The sequence below is a fragment of the Polaribacter haliotis genome (assembly GCF_014784055.1).
Taxonomy (GTDB): Bacteria; Bacteroidota; Bacteroidia; order Flavobacteriales; family Flavobacteriaceae; genus Polaribacter; species Polaribacter haliotis.
On sequence record NZ_CP061813.1, the window covers coordinates 2,927,747 to 2,945,042 of the forward strand.

Genomic DNA, 17,296 nt, shown 5'->3' on the forward strand with positions numbered 1-17,296 from the left:
AACTAGTTTGCTCTAAATTCATCTTCCTCATTAGTAACAACCCCTAAAGCTTCATGTATATATTTAAATGTTGAAAGTAATTCTGGTTTTCCATTAACAATTGCAACATCATGTTCGAAATGTGCAGAAGGCTTATTGTCTAGGGTGGTAATTGTCCAACCGTCTGAATGTTGTCTTATTTTATGAGTTCCTAAATTTGTCATAGGTTCAATGGCTACAACCATTCCTTCTATAAATTTCTTTCCTCTTCCTCTTTTACCATAATTTGGCATTTCTGGATCTTCGTGCATTTCTCTTCCTAATCCATGTCCAACCAATTCTCTAACAACTCCATAACCATGGTCTTCTGTAAATTTCTGGATAGCATAACCTACATCGCCAACTCTGTTACCCGCTTTAAATTCACGAATACCAACATATAAACTTTCTCTAGTAACGTCTAATAATTTTTTTGTTTCAGATGCAATTTCGCCAACTGCAAAAGTGTAAGCATGATCTCCATAAAATCCGTTCTTTTTAGCTCCACAATCTATGGAAATAATATCGCCTTCTTTTAATGGTTCTTTATTTGGAATTCCATGAACTACTTGCGAGTTCGGACTCATACAAAGTGTATTTGGGAAGTCGTACAAACCTAAAAAACCTGGAATTGCACCTTCTGCTCTAATAAAATCTTCTGCAAGTTTATCTAAATATAAAGTAGAAATACCTGGTTTTACTTCTTTGGCTAACATTCCTAAAGTTTTAGAAACTATTAATGCACTTTCACGCATTAACTCTATTTCTTCTTTGGTTTTAATTTTAATCATATTAAAAAAATTGAAACGCAAAGTTACTATAATTTAAAGAATTAAGAGTGTAGTTGGGTTATTTGAAAAAAGAGAAAAATCCTTTTTTCTTTTTTACGGTTGGTTCGTAGTTAAAAATTTGTTTGTAAACAGCTGTCCAGCCAATAAAACCGCCAACATTTCTATCGTCTATAAATAAATCTGCATGAATTTTTCTACTGTCTATTCCATCGAAAATTTCTTCAGGATAACTATTGTTTACAGCGTAGAATTCGATACCATTTTTTTTACAAAATGCAACAGCTTCTTCTAATTTAGAGCCACTTCTATAAGTCCAAAGGATTAACCTGTAACCTTCGGATTGTAGTTTGTGCAGTGTTTCGAAAGCAAAAATTAATGGTTTTCCAACTTCTGGATATGCATCTTCTACAATGGTGCCATCGAAATCTACAGCAATTAGCAGGTTGTTGTTAAAAGTCATTATTTACTTTTATCGTAAGAATGTTTATATGGTTGTCTCGATACGATTTTTAAAATATCTTTCTCTAAAGATTCTCTTGCATATTCTACATAGCGTCCAACTTCTTTTCCATCTTTATAGAAAATAAAAGTAGGTACTCTTTTTATGTCTAAACCTTCTTGTAAATTATCTGGGGTTTTTTTACTACGATTAACAGTAACTAAATCTAAATTTTTAAAATTAAAATTAGCTTGTTCTAAAATCTTATAAAAATGTGGTGTTTCTCTTTTGCTATCTCCACACCAAGTTCCCATAAAACCTTTTATTTTATAGCCTTTTAATTCTTTTTTTAAAGCTTCGATAGTGGCTTCATCTGGAGTATAATTGTCAAATTTTTGAGTAAACCAAGAGTTGTAAGGCGCTTGCATAAAAGACTCTTTATTAGCAAAACCAATTAAGTCTCCACTTTTATTTTTAGCTGCAGTAATTTCTTGTTGTGCGTTACAAGAAATTAAAAGGATGGCGCATACAATTGTAAATATTTTTTTCATAATATAATTTTATAGTAACGAATGCTGTGTCATTTCTTCTGGTTGTTTTACACCCATTAAATCTAATATGGTAGGAGCAATATCGCCCAAGATACCACTTTTTATGGATTTTATTTCATCATCAATTAAAATGAAAGGAACTGGGTTTGTTGTATGTGCAGTATGAGGTGAACCATCTGGATTCATCATTGTTTCGCAATTTCCATGATCTGCAATTAATAAAGTAGAATAACCGTTTTTTAAACCAGTTTCTATTACTTCTTTTGCACAAATGTCTACAGTTTCACAAGCTTTAATTGCTGCTTCCATTATTCCTGTATGGCCAACCATATCTCCATTTGCAAAGTTTAAACAAACAAAATCTGCTTCGCCTTTTTCTAAATCTTCACAAAGTGCATCTTTTAATTCGTATGCACTCATTTCTGGTTTTAAATCGTAAGTTGCTACTTTTGGTGAATTTCTTAAAATTCGAGATTCACCTTCAAAAGGAGTTTCTTGTCCGCCAGAAAAGAAAAATGTAACGTGAGGATATTTCTCTGTTTCAGCAATTCTAATTTGTTTTTTACCAGCATCAGATAATACTTCTCCTAACGTGTTTTTAATATTATCGCTGTTATAAATTACGTTAATTCCTTTAAAAGATTCATCATATAAAGTAATAGTTGTAAAATATAAGTCTAATTTTTTCATTCCAAATTCAGGGAAATCATTTTGAGACAATGCATTTGTAAGTTCTCTTCCTCTATCTGTTCTATAGTTGAAAAATAAAACTACATCACCTTCTTTTATTTGTGCTTTTGGAGAACCATCAGCATTTGTTACTATAATTGGTTTGTGAAATTCGTCTGTTAAACCAGCTTCGTAATTTTTGTTTATAGTTGTAATAACATCTGTAGTTTTTTCACCAATACCATTTACAACACCATCATAAGCCTCTTTAACACGTTCCCATCGATTATCTCTATCCATTGCATAATAACGCCCAGTTACAGTAGCTAATTCTCCTGTACTTTCTTTCATGTAATCTTGAATATCATTTATGAAAAAAGTACCAGATTTAGGATCGCAATCTCTACCGTCTGTAAATGCATGCAAATACACATTGTTTACTTCATTTTCTTTGGCAACATCTAAAATTCCTTTTAAATGATCTATGTGCGCATGAATACCACCATTAGAAACCAAACCTAATAAATGAACATCTTTGTTGTTTTCTTTAGCGTAATTTAAAGTATCTAATAACACTTTTTCTTTGCCTAAAGTTTTTTCTTTAACAGCTTTATTAATTCTTGCTAAATTTTGATATACAATTCTACCAGCACCTAAATTCATATGACCAACTTCCGAATTTCCCATCTGTCCTTCAGGTAAACCAACATGTAAACCATCTGTTCTTAATTCCGCATGCGGATATTGGTTGTATAAATTGTTAATATAAGGTGTGTTTGCGTTGTAAATTGCGGATACTTTTGGGTCTTGTGTAATACCCCATCCATCCAAAATCATTAAAATTACTTTCTTATTCATCATCTAAAATTGAACAGTAAAAATAAGAAAGATTTTTGGCTTCTCTTTAATTTTTTACGAAACCGATAGCGTAAGAAAGAATTGCCAATTAAAGAACTATTAGTTTATAAATTTTTAAAGTTTTTTGATTATTAAGTTATTTAAAATACAACCCAATAATACCTTTTTATCTTACAAATCCTTTTGTTTATTTTTTATTCAATTTCTAGAGAATTGTTATAAAGATAGAAAAAGAAACTTTTGGTTGTTAAAAAATATTAAATCAGCATTTTAATATGTAATTTTGTAAGAATATTATAATTATGTGTTATGGATGCTCATTTTGAATTGAACGATGTTACCAAGAAACTTCCCAAACATTTACACAAGTTTGTGGTAAAACAACCTTATGACGAATATACAGCTCAAAACCAAGCAGTTTGGAGATATGTAATGAGAATGAATGTAGATTATTTGAGTAAAGTAGCACACAGCTCTTATGTAAAAGGATTAAAAAAAACAGGAATTTCAATTGAGAAAATTCCACACATGGCTGGCATGAATCGTATTTTAAAAGATATTGGTTGGGCTGCAGTTTCTGTAGATGGTTTTATTCCACCAAATGCTTTTATGGAATTTCAAGCCTATAATGTGTTGGTTATCGCTTCAGATATGCGAACTATTAATCATATAGAATACACTCCAGCACCAGATATTATCCATGAAGCAGCAGGTCATGCACCTATTATTGCCAACCCAGAATATGCAGAATATTTAAGACGTTTTGGAGAAATTGGAAGTAAAGCAATTTCGTCTGCAAAAGATTACGAAATGTACGAAGCAATTCGTTTGTTGTCTATTTTAAAAGAAGATCCTAATTCTACAGAAAAAGAAGTAGAAGATGCACAAACAAAAGTAGAATATTTACAAGATAATATGGGCGAATTATCTGAAATGGCACAAATTAGAAATTTACATTGGTGGACAGTTGAATATGGTTTAATTGGCAGTTTAGAAGACCCAAAAATTTATGGAGCAGGTTTACTCTCTTCTATTGGCGAAAGTGCTTGGTGTATGAAAGATGAAGTAAAAAAAGTACCTTATTCGATTGAATCTGCAAATATAAATTTCGACATTACAAAACCACAACCACAATTATATGTTACGCCAGATTTTGCACATTTAAGCTTGGTTTTAGAACAATTTGCAAATAAAATGGCGATTCGAAAAGGAGGTTTAAAAGGCATTCAAAAATTAATAAATTCCAAAAACTTAGGAACGATAGAATTAAGTACAGGAATACAAATTTCGGGCGTTTTTACTAATGTTATTGAAGATGAAAATGGAAAACCAATTTACTTTCAAACGACAGGAAATACAGCTTTAGCAAATAGAGACAAAGAATTAATTGGACATGGAATAGAAAACCATTTTAATGGTTTTGGGAGCCCTGTTGGAAAATTAAAAGGTATAAATATTGCCATAGAAAATATGAGTCCAAGAGATTTGGAAGCCTACCAAATTTACGAAGGCAAAAAAATAAACTTAGAATTTGAAGGTGGAATAAAAGTAGAAGGAGATGTAATTACAGGAACTAGAGATTTACGAGGTAAAATTCTACTAATTTCTTTCGAAAACTGTACAGTTACACATGGAGAAACTGTCTTGTTTAAACCAGAATGGGGTATTTACGATATGGCTGTTGGAAAAGAAGTAGTTTCTGCGTATTCTGGAGCTTCAGATATTAACTCATTTGAAGATAATTCTAAAGTTTCAGAAACGAAAACTCATAAAATTAAATATTCCGAAAACGAGAAAGTTTTATATAATTTATACGACAATGTTTGTGAAATGAGAGAAACGAATACAAGTTCTGAAGAAAACATCGAAACTATTTTTAATCAAGTAAAAACAAATTTTCCTATAGATTGGTTGTTGAGTTTAGAATTATATGAAGTAGCTTTGCAAAATAATTTTACTGTAAAAACAGATATTTTAAATTATCTATTCGAATTGCAGCAAAATAAAAAATATAAAAGGTTAATTGAAAACGGATTGAATTTGTTACAGGTAAACGAATTACAATCATAAAATTATTAAAAAAGATGGGATTGTTTGGAATTTTTAGTCAGAAAGATAAATCTGAAATCATAAAAGAGTATTTAGAAAAAGATGCAATAATTTTAGATGTTAGAACATTATCTGAGTGGAATGAAGGGCATATTGAAAAATCTAAACACATTGTGTTAAATTTAATTCCGTTAGAAATAGAGCAAATAAAATCTTGGGAAAAACCTGTAATTGCAGTTTGTAGAAGTGGAGGTAGAAGTGGACAAGCTACACAATTTTTAGCCCAAAATGGAGTAGATGTTGTTAATGGTGGTCCATGGCAAAATGTGGCACAACATTTAGATTAACGATAATTACCAAATCCTTTTTTTCTTCGCTTTTGAAGTCTATTGTAGATTTTGTATGAATCTAGTATTTTAGAAATAATAGCAAAAACACCACCTAACATAGCACCAACAAAAGCACCCATAGTTAAGGCATCGAAGTCGTGACCTGTTGTTAAAAATTTTATGTAAAATAAAACGATTCCTATAATTATAGATACAAAAAAAGTCTTCAGTTTAGATTTTGAGAAGTAAACGTAAGCTCCACAAAATACACCTGTAATTATAGAAGTAGCTGTAATTTTTGTTAAAAACAGCTCAAGTAAACTATTGGTATCTGTAACAATTACAGAAGTAACAAACATACCAGTTAAAGCACCTGCGATTATACCAATTAAAATTTTTCGAATCATTTTTAACTACGACTATTTTTTAAAGGTACAAAAAATTAATTTTTTAAATAAGATTTCTTTTTTGCGCTTTCATTACAGCTTCCATTTTACTGTGTACTTGTAGTTTCTTATAAATATTTTCGATATGTTTTCTAACAGTAGATGGAGAGATTATTAAATTATCTGCAATTGCATTGTAATTTAAACCTTTACTTAATTGTACTAGAATTTCGGTTTCTCTTTTAGAAAGTTTTATTTCACTAGTTTCTATTTTTTTTGTTTCTAGAAGCGTAGGGTTTCTTAGTAAGTTTAAAGTTTTTAAGGCAATACTTGGCGTCATTGGTGCACCACCTTTTGTGACTTCTAAAATGCTTTTGTAAAGGTTGTTAGCATCTATTTCTTTTAATAAATAACCATTAGCTCCTGCTTTAATTGCATTAAAAATACAATCATCATCATCTACAACCGTAAGCATTATAATTTTTATTTGAGGGTGTTTGGTTTTTATAATTTCTGTAGCCTTTATACCATCCATTTCCGGCATTTGAATGTCCATTAAAATAACGTCTATATTATGGTTTTCCTCTAATTTACCAATTAGTTCTGCACCATTATTTGCATGAAATTTCACAGAAATATCATTAAAATAAGATAGTTTTTCTTTGATAGCTTTTACTAAAAAATAATTGTCTTCGGCGATACAGATTTTTAGAGTCATAGTTTGGTTGTTTACTGCTTCAATTTAAGACTAATTTATAAAAATAGTTATACGTCATTTGCCGTATTTTTTTGAGAGGTTTCAATGTTAATAATTGTACCTATTTCTAATTTCGAATCTATTTTTACGGTTCCACCAATTTCGCTCATTCTTTTTTCCATGTTCGATAATCCATTGCCCAATTCCACAGAATTTATATCGAAACCAATTCCATTATCAATCACAGAAATTAAAAACTGATTTTCTTTTTTATCAATATTAATTTCAATTTTTGAAGCTTGGGCATATTTTATTGCGTTGTTAATTGCTTCTTGAATTACTCTAAAAATATTCATGCCTTCTAAAGAAGAAAAAGCTTCATTTTTGTTGATATTATAATTGACTATAAAATCGATATTTTCTGTGGCATTTTTTGCTTTTTCAATAAAAGATAAAATTCTTGTGTGCAAATCTTCTACAGTAATTTCGTTTTTATTCATTGCCCAAATAGTATCTCTTAACTCGTAAATTGTCTCAGTTGTAAAAGAACTAATTCCTGCCAATTTATTTTTTAGTTTTGTGTTTGCATCTTTGGTTACAAATTTTAAATTATCTACAGAAGAAATAATAAAAGTAAGTTGAGAACCAATATTATCGTGCAAATCTCTGGAAATACGCAAACGTTGTTCTTGCAATCTGTTTTGAGTTTTTATAGTTGCTAAAGCATCTTTTAAGTCTATTTCTTTTTGAAGTTGTTTACGTTTAAATTGGTTTCTCTTATAAATAGCGAAGAATATAATTGCTAAAATAAGCAATGCAGATCCCAAAAGAATTGCATATAAGTTTCTGTTTTTTATAGCGAGTTTATTTTCTAATAGTTGTTCTTTTTGAATTGCAATTTCCTTTTCTTTTTTTGCGGTTTGATATTTAGCTTCAGTTTCTAAAGTTGATTTTGCACGGTCATTTTTAAATACGGAATCTTTAATTATTAATAATTTTTCTAAATCTTCAATAGCTTTTACAAAATTTTTATTCTCTTTATACAACTGTGCTCTTTCGTCATAAATCCACACAAAAGTTTCTATATACTTGCTTTTATTTGAATAATGAATTGCAGAGTCAAACATTCTAAGGGCATATTTATATTTTTTAGCTCTTCTACCATACATCGCTAAATTTGTGTATATAGCACCCAAAGCATAGTCATTTTTTGTAGGTTTATAAAGAGATAAGCCTCTTTCTGTGTAAAGTTTAGAATTTTCTAAATCACCTAAAAGCATATAAGTGTAACCTATGTTTACAATATTATTTCTAATATCTGTAGAATCTAATTCAGGTAAATAATTTAATATTTTTTTTTGATAAACTAAAGCACTATCCAACTCGTTATTTTCGTTAAATGCTGCAGCTGTAATGCTTAGTGCATTTGTTTTAGATTTTAGGGGAATGGTTTTATCATTTTCTAAAATTTTTGTTGCTAGCTTTCCATACTCAATTGCTTTTTTATAATCATGAAAAATACGATAGGTAGCAGAAATATTTACTAGCATTTGAGATTTGTAGTAATTGTCTTCAAAAAACTCTGCAATTGCTAATCCTTTTTGAGATAAATCTATGCTTTTTTCAAAAGCACCTGCACCATCATAATAATGAGCAAATTCAGTAATAAAATCTAAATACTTTTTGTAATGTTTTTTATTTTTACTAAAAGGAGTTACCTTTTTAAAGTAATAGTGAATACTATCTTCGGAATTTTTTTTTAGAGACTCTCTGGCTTTTAAAAAAATAGCATTCGAATTATCATAAGAAAGAACTTCTTTTGATTGCGAAAAACTAACTGAATAAATAAATAGTAAGAAAATTGTTGTTTTGAAATTAAATGTCATGACTATTTATTGAGCTGAATATTAACTATGGACACTAATTTACAGAATTATCTTTATTTCTGTCCCTTTTTCTATGATTGAAATTATTTTTAGTTTCCCACCAATTTCGCTCATTCTTTTTTCCATGTTCGATAATCCATTGCCCAATTCCACAGAATTTATATCGAAACCAATTCCATTATCAATAACAGATATTAAAAACTGGTTTTCTTTTTTATCGATTTTAATTTCAATTTTTGAAGCCTCAGCATATTTAATACTATTATTTACGGCTTCTTGTACAACTCTAAAAATATTCATGCCTTCTAAGGAAGAAAATGCTTCGTTTTTGTTAATGGTATAGTTTACTGTAAACTCCACATTTTCAGTGGCAATTTTTGCTTTTTCTACAAAAGATAAAATTCTTGTATGCAAATCTTCTATGGTAATTTCGCTTTTATTCATTGCCCAAATAGTATCTCTTAACTCGTAAATTGTCTCAGTTGTAAAAGAACTAATTCCTGCTAATTTATCTTTTAATTTTTCATTGGCATTTTTGCTTACATATTTTAAATTGTCTACAGAAGAAATTATAAAGGTAAGTTGAGAGCCTATATTATCGTGTAAATCTCTAGAAATTCTTAAACGCTGCTCTTGCAATCTATTTTGTGTTTTAATAGTTGCTAAGGCGTCTTTTAAGTCTATTTCTTTTTGTAACTGTTTTTTCTTTAGTTGGTTTCTTTTGTAAACTGCAAAAAAGATGATTCCTAAAATTAATAACGCAGATGCTAATAGAATGGCATATAAGTTTCTATTTTTTATGGCTAATTCTTGTTCTAAAAGTTGCTCTTTTTGAATCGCAATTTCTTTTTCTTTTTTTATTGTTTGGTATTTGGTTTCTAGATTAGCAATTTCTTTTGCGTTATTTAAAGAAAATAAAGAATCTTTTAAACGAATGTTTTTTTCTGCTAAAAAGTTTCCTTTTTTATAGTTTCCAATTCTAAAAAAACTTTCAGCTGAATGAAAATGTAAATCTGAAGCTAGATATATATCTTCTGGGTGTTTTTTTAAGATTTTAAAAGCTAAATCGGAATAAAAAAGAGCTTTTTTAGGTAAGTTTATTTTATTGTATAAAGCAACTAAATTAGAATAAGAACTAATTTTTTTACTTTCTTTATATTGCTTTTTGTCTGAAATATTAATTGAAGCTAAATAATGTTTTATGGCTAATTCATAATTTTTATTTATGTTATAAATGTTTCCTAGATTATCGTTAATTGAAATTTGATTTATAAAATCATTAGTTTTTACAGATATTTCTAAGCTTTTTTTTAAGTAGATTATTGCTTTTTCATATTGCTTCATAATTTTATAGCATACAGCTATGTTATTTAAAGAAAGCCCAATTTTTGTTTCATCATTATATTTTTCTCTTATTTTTAAAGCCTTAAAATGATATTCTAAAGCTTTGTCTGTAAGAAACATCTCTTGGTAAATTAAACCTATGTTACTTAGTGGGTTCGCTTTGTTTAATTCATTATTTAGTTCTTCTTCTAGTTGTAAAGATTTAAAAAAATAATCTAAAACTTTATTAAAATATCCTTGATTCCAATTATACATACCAAGGTTATTTAGACATTTACTTTCTAAACTTTTAAAGTTATTTTCTATAGAAAGTTCTAAAGATTTAGAAAAATAATAATTAGCAGAATCTTTTATTCCAATTACATCAAAATAAATACCATGAGTATTTGTTAGTTTAATAAAACCAAATTTATAGTTTGCTTTTTTTGTGAACTCTTCTCCTTCTGTAATAATTTTTAAAGCCTTTTTTTTATCAGAAAAAATATATTTAAATCCAACTTTATTATATGCCTCAGCAATTATTGAATCGTTATTTGTCTTTTTTGCGCTAATTAAAAGGCTATCTATTTCTTGACAATAAAAATTAGTGAAACTAAAAAAGAATGTAAGGATGAAAAGTCTAATTTTCATAAGATTATTTTAGGTTGATTTAAATATTTCAGTTAAAGAAAAACGAGTATTTAAGAGACCAACATTTAATACATTTAAATGTAGTTGTGTTTTTTTTTGAATGTTCTCAATTTCTAAATCAACAATATTTAGTTTTTTTTCTAGCAATTTTTCTTTTTTAAAATCTAAAAGTAAATAATTTAGTTTGTTCATTTCTAGATTTTTATATTTTTTATAATTTAAATATAAGAAAAGTAACAATAAAAAGATAAATACTAAAAGTAGTATTAAGGTCGATTTGCTATTCGTTGGGAGATTTATCATTAAAAATTTTTTTAATTTAAAAAGGAGATGGTTGCTGTTTTTTAAAAACAAACAACCATCTGTAACCCTAAAATAATTTTACTATTTTTTTTGAGTTACTGGAGATTCTTTATCTTATTTTAATTTATCAAAAAACTCGTCTAATTGTTTGTCTAAAAAGGTATTACATGCATTGTAAAAGCCTTCTGCATATTTGTCTCCATCTACATTAATCCATTTTGTAGTTGTAGAAAAACGATCTGCTTTTGCATCTAAATAATTAGAAAAAGTTGAAAAAGAAGTTGGTGTAAAAGAACCTTGCTTTTGATAAGCAACCACTTTTTCTTTTTTCATGATGTCGTTAATTTCTAGATCTTCTTTTAAAGTACCTGTATAACTAGCCTGAACTTGGTCGTAAAATGCAACGTTAGAACTAACACGATGTATGTCTGATGCCCCTTTTATTTTTACAGAACCAAATAATTTGCCTAAAGTTGTTTTTTTCTTTTTAAATTTTTGTGGAATTGTAATTGCGTATTCTCCTACCAAGCGTAAATTGGTTTTAATTTTTACTTTTGCGGCTCTTCCTTTCATCCAATCGTTACCTGTTTCAGAGAAAATTACGTATAAATTTACGTCGGTTACAATGGCATTATTTAATTGTTTGGCAAGTTTTGCTTGTATGCCTGAACTTCCAAAATCGAAAAACCCTTTTTTCTTATAATAAAAAGTGAAGTTTTCTGGTGCACAAGTAATAATTCCAGATAAGTTTTCTTTTAAATATGGTCCAGTTGCTTTGTCCCAATCTTTTATAGCCTCGGTTTTTGCAACTTCTTCGGAAGTAATAATTTCATAGCCTTCTGCTTTTAATCTTTTTATGTAGTTTTTATACAATTGATTTGTTTTCTCCTGCATTTTTACACCATCAATTCCGCCTAAACCAATAGCAGCTTTTGCAGTAGAACTACTTGTATTTCCGCCAATTCTTCCGCCATTTCCACCAGCTTTAAAATCGATGGCTTCTTTATATACTTCAAAATTTACGTTAAAAGAATTAATAAATATTCTTTTAGTTGCTTTTTTCATGGTTTTAAATGCCCACTTTTTGTTAGTAGTTTTTATTTTACCAAGACTTTGCGCATTTACAGAAATTGTAAAGCAAATTACGATTACAGATAAGAGTAGTTTTTTCATTTTAAGTGTTTTAAAGTTACATTACAAAATTCTCTAAAATGTAAAGTTTGCACAATACGTCATTTGACGTATATTTTTTTATTCAGTAAAAATGATAAGTTGTTTTTTTATTTCTTCCTTGGTTACTTTCTCGTTTTCTAGTTTTTCTGATAAGTAATCTAACGTTTTTGAGTTTTTATTGATAGATTCTAAACACAAATCGATAATCAATCTAAAGAAGATTAATAATATGGCTGCAATAATTCCTGCTTCGCCAAAAACAATAAAAAAGAAAGAAAGAATTACCACAAATTGTTGAACAAAAATTCTAACATAAGGTTTAAACATAATTTCTTTTGCAGTAAATTCTAGGTATTTTTTCTGATGAATATAATCAGTAATAAACTTACCTAAATGCATAAAAATAATTGATGGTAAAGCATATTTTATATCTTCTAAATTTAAAATGATTCCATAATTTTCTATAATGTTAAAGGGTTCTTTAATAGGAGAGGTTCCTTCCATACCAAACAGAGAAAAACCAAAGAGTGATTGAATTGCCACAAACATTCCATAATGCAACAAGAAAAATAAGATAAGACCAAAATCAGTTTTTTTTGATTTCCCATATAATATAGACCACAACATTTTTAGAGCATTAAAAATTCCGATAACTATTGTTTCTAAAAAGTAGGCAAATAGAATAGACATTGCAGAAGCTTTACCAATATATAAAAGGAATAATAGGTAAATGGAACTTAACCAAATAAAGGCATTTTGCTGTGTTGGATAAAAGATAGATTTTAACATATGGCTGGTTTTATAAGCCGTAAAAATCAGAAATAATGGAATTATAAAAAATACGACAAATGCCTTATTTATTTTTTTTTCAAATATAAAAGTAGGGTAAAATATATTTTAATTGTTTTATTAATAGATATACTAAAATATGTATTAGAATTTAATATTATAAATTATGAAAACAATAAAAAACGTATTAACTATAATTGCTATTTCTACTTTAAGTTTAGTAAACGCTCAAGAACAAAAAAAACAAGTTTCTAAAGAATCTAAAACCTCTTATTATCAAAATAGGGCTAAAGAAGATGCTAAATTTGAGCAACAATACACAGCAGAAACAAAAAAAGAAGAAAAGAAATTTTGGAAAGAGCAAAAAGCTTATGAAAAAGAGCTAGAAAGAAAAGATAAAGAAGCGCATGCTGCTTATATGCAAGGTAAAAAAGACGCTTACGCAGAACATCACAACCACTGTAATAACCATTGTAGTCATGGTTATTATTACCATAATCATGCAAGGTTTTATTATACTTACGAGTATAGAAGACAACCAAGATATAGAAGTAGTGTTAGAACAAATGTAAGAGTTGGTTTACCAAGCGTAAGAATTGGTTTTTAAAAAAATAAAAGATTATAATTAAGAAAGCTTGTAGATAATAAATCTACAAGTTTTTTTTATTGAAATTTTACAAAAGGTAATTTAGATTGAATTTCACTGATTTTTAAATCTAAATTTTTTAAAAATTTCTGATGTTGCTCAGAATTTTCATTAAATGGTCTGTGAGAAATTCCTTTTTGTATGGTTTCTATTTCTTGCATTGTTTTCTGTGCTTCTTCACTAAACCAAGAGCTAGAAAATTTATTCCATATATAATTAACGGCAGTTGTATTCGGATGAATCATGTCTTCATTGTAAAAACGGTAATCCCTTAATTCATCCATCATAATTTCATAAGAAGGAAAATAATGAATATTATTTCTAGAATTTATTATACTGCAAATTCCTGAAATTAAATGAGATTTACTCTGTGTGTTTTCAACAAAACCGTCTTTTAAATGTCTTACAGGAGAAACTGTAAAAATTATCTGTACAGATGAGTTTACAGATTTTATAAGAGCAACGATTCCTTCTAAAATTTCTGAAACTTCATTAACAGATAAAAGCTCTTTTAAGAACTTTTTTTGCGGAATTTTATGGCAGTTTGCAACTATTGCATCAGTTTCTATAAAACGATATACCCAAGAAGTACCAAGAGTTATAACAATATGGGTTGCTTCTTCTAATTGTTTTTTTGTTTGTCTTAATGCTGAATTTAGGTTTTCTAAAAGTTCGTTTTTATTTGCAGAACTTAAACTAGAATGCGCATCAAAACAATGCCAACGTTCATTTTGATAAATTAAATCGTCTTGCGAATATATTTTTTCGTTGATTGCATTTGTAACCAAATGTTCAATTGCTTTTGGTTGAAAAAGAATTCCAAACGGATTTTGGTTCGACTGAAATTTATAATAAGAAAGTTTCTCTCCAATATTTTCTGAAAAACAAGAACCAATTAAAAGCAGTTTAGAATCGTAGTTTATAGGATTCCTTTCTTCTTTTTTAATTGGTATTTGCGTTAGAAAATTCATTTTAAACCAAATAATCTTTTGCTTTATCTAAAGCATTAGGAATTCCTCCAGGATTTCTACCACCAGCAGTTGCGAAGAAATTTTGTCCTCCTCCACCTCCGTGAATTAATTTTCCTAGTTCTCTAACAACTTTACCAGCATCATAACCACGTTGGTTGGCTAATTCTTTAGAAATATAACAAGTTAACATTGCTTTTTCTTTACTAGGAGCAGTAGCGAATAATAAAAATAAATTTTTATGGTCTTTTCCTAAATCGAAAGCTAAATTTTTAATTCCGTTTGCGTCTAAATCAACCTTTGTAGCTAAAAATTGAACACCATTAATTTCTTGCAATTGGTTTTTTAATTCTCCAGATAAATTTTTGGCTTTATCTTTTAAAAGTTGCTCTATTTGTTTTTGTAAACTTGCATTTTCCTCTTGCAATTTTTGCACAGCTTTTACAGGTTCTTTTGCATTATTAAGCAAATCTTTTATTTCGAATAAAGTTCTATTATTATCATAATAAAAATCTTTTACAGCTTCGTTTGTAATGGCTTCTATTCTTCGAATTCCTGATGCAACAGCGCCTTCAGATTTTATTTTAAAATGCCAAATATCCCCAGTGTTTTTTACATGCGTTCCACCACAAAGTTCCATCGATTTCCCGAATTTTATAGCTCTAACAGTATCGCCATATTTTTCGCCAAATAAAGCCAAAGCACCTTCGTTTAAAGCTTGTTCCATAGGAATGTTTCTTCTTTCAATTAAAGGAAGTTTTCCTGCAATTCTTGCGTTTACAAAATCTTCTACATCACGCAATTCATCAGTCGTTAATTTAGAAAAATGAGAAAAATCGAAACGTAAATATTTAGAATGTACAGCAGAACCTTTTTGCTCTACATGAACACCTAAAACCTCTCTTAAAGCTTGGTGTAAAAGGTGTGTTGCAGTATGATTACATTCGGTTCTGTAACGTTGTTTTTCATCTACAACTGCTTTAAAACTTTCATTTAAATGCTTTGGGAGGTTTTTCGTAAAATGAATTATAACATTATTTTCTTTTTTGGTATCTAAAATATAAACCACATCTCCATGAACATCTTCTAAATAACCTTTATCGCCAACTTGTCCTCCACCTTCAGGATAAAAAGGTGTTAAATTAAATACCAATTGATACATTTCGCCATCCTTTTTAGAAGTAACTTTTCTGTATCTAGTTAATTTTACATTTGCATCTAAAGAATCGTAACCGATAAATTCTTCCACTGCATCATCCACCAAAATAGTCCAATCTTCTGTAGACATTTCGCTTGCGGCTCTCGATCTATTTTTTTGTTTCTGAAGTTCCTCTTGGAACCCTTTTTCATCTAAAGTAAACCCTTTTTCAGAAAGAATTAAGGCTGTTAAATCTACTGGGAAACCAAAAGTATCGTACAATTCGAACACTTTTTCTCCAGAAATTTCCTTAGATGAAGAGTTTTCGATAATTGCATCCAATAAAACCAAACCTTGGTCTAAAGTTCTTAAAAAAGAAGTTTCTTCCTCTTTAATTACATTTTCTATCAATTGTTTTTGAGCTTTTAATTCTGGGAAAGCTTCGCCCATTTTTTTGCTTAAAACATCTACTAATCTGTAAAGAAAAGGTTCTTTTTTATCTAAAAAAGTAAATCCATAACGAACGGCTCTTCGTAAAATTCTACGAATTACATAACCAGCACCAGTATTACTTGGTAACTGTCCATCAGCAATTGAAAAAGCGACAGCTCTTACATGATCGGAAATTACACGAGTTGCAATATCTTGCTTTTCATTATGTCCGTATTTTGTGTTGGTAATGGTTTCAATTTCTCTAATGATTGGTGTAAAAACATCTGTATCGTAATTAGATTGTACGTTTTGTAATACCATACACAAACGTTCGAAACCCATTCCAGTATCTATATGTTTGTTCGGTAAATTCTCAAGAGACCCATCTGCTTTTCGGTTGTATTGCATAAAAACCAAATTCCAAATTTCTACAACTTGCGGATGATCTTCATTAATTAAAGTTCGACCATCTACTTTCGCTTTTTCTTCAGCAGAACGAATGTCTACATGAATTTCAGAACAAGGTCCACAAGGTCCTTGTTCGCCCATTTCCCAAAAATTATCTTTTTTATTTCCTTTTAAAATACGGTCTTCAGCAATAAATTCTTTCCATAAATCAAATGCTTCAGTATCCATTTTTAATTTATCGGAATCTTCACTTCCTTCAAACACTGTTACGTATAAAATGTCTTTATCAATTTTATAAACTTCGGTTAATAGTTCCCAAGCCCAAGCAATTGCCTCTTTTTTAAAGTAATCTCCAAAAGACCAGTTCCCTAACATTTCGAATAATGTATGGTGGTAGGTGTCGTAACCAACTTCTTCTAAATCGTTGTGTTTTCCTGAAACACGTAAACATTTTTGAGAATCTGCAATCCTATTCTTTTTAGGAATTCCATTTCCTAAGAAATACTCTTTAAATGGTGCCATACCAGAGTTTACAAACATTAATGTTGGATCGTCTTTGGTAACCATTGGTGCAGAAGGCACAATTAAATGCGATTTTTCTTTATAAAAATTTAAAAAAGTAGCACGAACATCTTGAGATTTCATAAAATTGAAGTTTCTAATTTTACTGAATTTTGTTAATTATTTTCTAAAAAAAACTACCTTAAAAAAGCAGTTGTAAAACATTTTGTAAATTTGGGAGTTATTAAAAACGAGATTCTAATAAAAAAAACGAATTTAAAAACAAAAATA

16 protein-coding genes are annotated in these 17,296 nt (G+C 28.8%); 3 read left to right on the plus strand and 13 right to left on the minus strand.

Going from position 1 to position 17,296, the window contains the following annotated elements; translation table 11 throughout:
- Nucleotides 1-2: 2 nt before the first annotated feature.
- Genes map through gpmI form a run of 4 tightly spaced genes read right to left on the minus strand, consistent with a single transcriptional unit; the run spans nucleotide 3 to nucleotide 3,326 of the window.
- On the minus strand, nucleotides 3-809 hold the full coding sequence (gene map / locus H9I45_RS12575) for a type I methionyl aminopeptidase (protein WP_088353804.1): 807 nt from the start codon (nucleotides 807-809) through the stop codon (nucleotides 3-5).
- Nucleotides 810-867: 58 nt separating this feature from the next.
- Nucleotides 868-1,269: a BT0820 family HAD-type phosphatase gene (locus tag H9I45_RS12580; RefSeq protein ID WP_088353805.1), complete on the minus strand. Its 402-nt coding sequence runs from the start codon at nucleotides 1,267-1,269 to the stop codon at nucleotides 868-870.
- Entirely contained in the window at nucleotides 1,269-1,799 is a 531-nt protein-coding gene (locus H9I45_RS12585) for a thioredoxin family protein (RefSeq protein WP_088353806.1), read from the minus strand. Before H9I45_RS12585 ends, H9I45_RS12580 begins: the two co-directional genes overlap by 1 nt.
- A gap of 9 nt (nucleotides 1,800-1,808) precedes the next feature.
- The gene (gpmI, locus tag H9I45_RS12590; RefSeq protein ID WP_088353807.1) at nucleotides 1,809-3,326 is read right to left on the minus strand and encodes a 2,3-bisphosphoglycerate-independent phosphoglycerate mutase; all 1,518 of its coding nucleotides are present in this window, start codon (nucleotides 3,324-3,326) and stop codon (nucleotides 1,809-1,811) included.
- A gap of 309 nt (nucleotides 3,327-3,635) precedes the next feature.
- Here gpmI and H9I45_RS12595 point away from each other — a divergent pair, with 309 nt between their 5' ends.
- Nucleotides 3,636-5,396, plus strand: coding sequence for an aromatic amino acid hydroxylase (locus tag H9I45_RS12595; protein ID WP_088353808.1), 1,761 nt, complete (start codon nucleotides 3,636-3,638; stop codon nucleotides 5,394-5,396).
- Between the two features lie 14 nt (nucleotides 5,397-5,410).
- On the plus strand, nucleotides 5,411-5,722 hold the full coding sequence (locus tag H9I45_RS12600) for a rhodanese-like domain-containing protein (RefSeq protein WP_088353809.1): 312 nt from the start codon (nucleotides 5,411-5,413) through the stop codon (nucleotides 5,720-5,722).
- Here H9I45_RS12600 and H9I45_RS12605 read toward each other — a convergent pair.
- From H9I45_RS12605 to H9I45_RS12635, 7 genes are all read right to left on the minus strand, one after another.
- Nucleotides 5,719-6,111 (minus strand): hypothetical protein, encoded by a 393-nt coding sequence (locus tag H9I45_RS12605; protein WP_088353810.1) that lies wholly within the window; start codon nucleotides 6,109-6,111, stop codon nucleotides 5,719-5,721. The two genes, H9I45_RS12600 and H9I45_RS12605, sit on opposite strands and share 4 nt — an antisense overlap.
- A gap of 43 nt (nucleotides 6,112-6,154) precedes the next feature.
- On the minus strand, nucleotides 6,155-6,808 hold the full coding sequence (locus tag H9I45_RS12610) for a response regulator (protein ID WP_088353811.1): 654 nt from the start codon (nucleotides 6,806-6,808) through the stop codon (nucleotides 6,155-6,157).
- A gap of 47 nt (nucleotides 6,809-6,855) precedes the next feature.
- Nucleotides 6,856-8,673 (minus strand): tetratricopeptide repeat-containing sensor histidine kinase, encoded by a 1,818-nt coding sequence (locus H9I45_RS12615; RefSeq protein WP_088353812.1) that lies wholly within the window; start codon nucleotides 8,671-8,673, stop codon nucleotides 6,856-6,858.
- A gap of 39 nt (nucleotides 8,674-8,712) precedes the next feature.
- Nucleotides 8,713-10,647, minus strand: a complete 1,935-nt coding sequence (locus tag H9I45_RS12620; RefSeq protein WP_088353813.1) for a tetratricopeptide repeat-containing sensor histidine kinase — start codon at nucleotides 10,645-10,647, stop codon at nucleotides 8,713-8,715.
- A gap of 9 nt (nucleotides 10,648-10,656) precedes the next feature.
- Nucleotides 10,657-10,839: a hypothetical protein gene (locus H9I45_RS12625; protein ID WP_088353814.1), complete on the minus strand. Its 183-nt coding sequence runs from the start codon at nucleotides 10,837-10,839 to the stop codon at nucleotides 10,657-10,659.
- Between the two features lie 225 nt (nucleotides 10,840-11,064).
- Nucleotides 11,065-12,123 carry a hypothetical protein gene (locus tag H9I45_RS12630; protein ID WP_088353815.1) on the minus strand — a complete coding sequence of 353 codons (1,059 nt, stop codon included), beginning with the start codon at nucleotides 12,121-12,123 and terminating at the stop codon, nucleotides 11,065-11,067.
- A 78-nt stretch (nucleotides 12,124-12,201) separates the two neighbouring features.
- Nucleotides 12,202-12,912 (minus strand): DUF6498-containing protein, encoded by a 711-nt coding sequence (locus tag H9I45_RS12635; RefSeq protein WP_088353816.1) that lies wholly within the window; start codon nucleotides 12,910-12,912, stop codon nucleotides 12,202-12,204.
- Between the two features lie 166 nt (nucleotides 12,913-13,078).
- Between H9I45_RS12635 and H9I45_RS12640 the strand changes: the two genes are divergently transcribed.
- Nucleotides 13,079-13,519 (plus strand): hypothetical protein, encoded by a 441-nt coding sequence (locus tag H9I45_RS12640; protein WP_088353817.1) that lies wholly within the window; start codon nucleotides 13,079-13,081, stop codon nucleotides 13,517-13,519.
- Between the two features lie 56 nt (nucleotides 13,520-13,575).
- Here the strand turns inward: H9I45_RS12640 and H9I45_RS12645 are convergent, their stop codons facing one another.
- The gene (locus H9I45_RS12645; RefSeq protein WP_088353818.1) at nucleotides 13,576-14,529 is read right to left on the minus strand and encodes a GSCFA domain-containing protein; all 954 of its coding nucleotides are present in this window, start codon (nucleotides 14,527-14,529) and stop codon (nucleotides 13,576-13,578) included.
- A gap of 1 nt (nucleotide 14,530) precedes the next feature.
- Nucleotides 14,531-17,149 carry an alanine--tRNA ligase gene (gene alaS, locus H9I45_RS12650; protein WP_088353819.1) on the minus strand — a complete coding sequence of 873 codons (2,619 nt, stop codon included), beginning with the start codon at nucleotides 17,147-17,149 and terminating at the stop codon, nucleotides 14,531-14,533.
- Between the last annotated feature and the right edge of the window lie 147 nt (nucleotides 17,150-17,296).

Coding starts and splice junctions, on each gene's coding strand:
- map (WP_088353804.1), bottom strand. CDS start 809: ATGATTAAAATTAAAACCAAAGAAGAAATAGAGTTAATGCGTGAAAGT.
- H9I45_RS12580 (WP_088353805.1), bottom strand. CDS start 1,269: ATGACTTTTAACAACAACCTGCTAATTGCTGTAGATTTCGATGGCACC.
- H9I45_RS12585 (WP_088353806.1), bottom strand. CDS start 1,799: ATGAAAAAAATATTTACAATTGTATGCGCCATCCTTTTAATTTCTTGT.
- gpmI (WP_088353807.1), bottom strand. CDS start 3,326: ATGAATAAGAAAGTAATTTTAATGATTTTGGATGGATGGGGTATTACA.
- H9I45_RS12595 (WP_088353808.1), top strand. CDS start 3,636: ATGGATGCTCATTTTGAATTGAACGATGTTACCAAGAAACTTCCCAAA.
- H9I45_RS12600 (WP_088353809.1), top strand. CDS start 5,411: ATGGGATTGTTTGGAATTTTTAGTCAGAAAGATAAATCTGAAATCATA.
- H9I45_RS12605 (WP_088353810.1), bottom strand. CDS start 6,111: ATGATTCGAAAAATTTTAATTGGTATAATCGCAGGTGCTTTAACTGGT.
- H9I45_RS12610 (WP_088353811.1), bottom strand. CDS start 6,808: ATGACTCTAAAAATCTGTATCGCCGAAGACAATTATTTTTTAGTAAAA.
- H9I45_RS12615 (WP_088353812.1), bottom strand. CDS start 8,673: ATGACATTTAATTTCAAAACAACAATTTTCTTACTATTTATTTATTCA.
- H9I45_RS12620 (WP_088353813.1), bottom strand. CDS start 10,647: ATGAAAATTAGACTTTTCATCCTTACATTCTTTTTTAGTTTCACTAAT.
- H9I45_RS12625 (WP_088353814.1), bottom strand. CDS start 10,839: ATGAACAAACTAAATTATTTACTTTTAGATTTTAAAAAAGAAAAATTG.
- H9I45_RS12630 (WP_088353815.1), bottom strand. CDS start 12,123: ATGAAAAAACTACTCTTATCTGTAATCGTAATTTGCTTTACAATTTCT.
- H9I45_RS12635 (WP_088353816.1), bottom strand. CDS start 12,912: ATGTTAAAATCTATCTTTTATCCAACACAGCAAAATGCCTTTATTTGG.
- H9I45_RS12640 (WP_088353817.1), top strand. CDS start 13,079: ATGAAAACAATAAAAAACGTATTAACTATAATTGCTATTTCTACTTTA.
- H9I45_RS12645 (WP_088353818.1), bottom strand. CDS start 14,529: ATGAATTTTCTAACGCAAATACCAATTAAAAAAGAAGAAAGGAATCCT.
- alaS (WP_088353819.1), bottom strand. CDS start 17,149: ATGAAATCTCAAGATGTTCGTGCTACTTTTTTAAATTTTTATAAAGAA.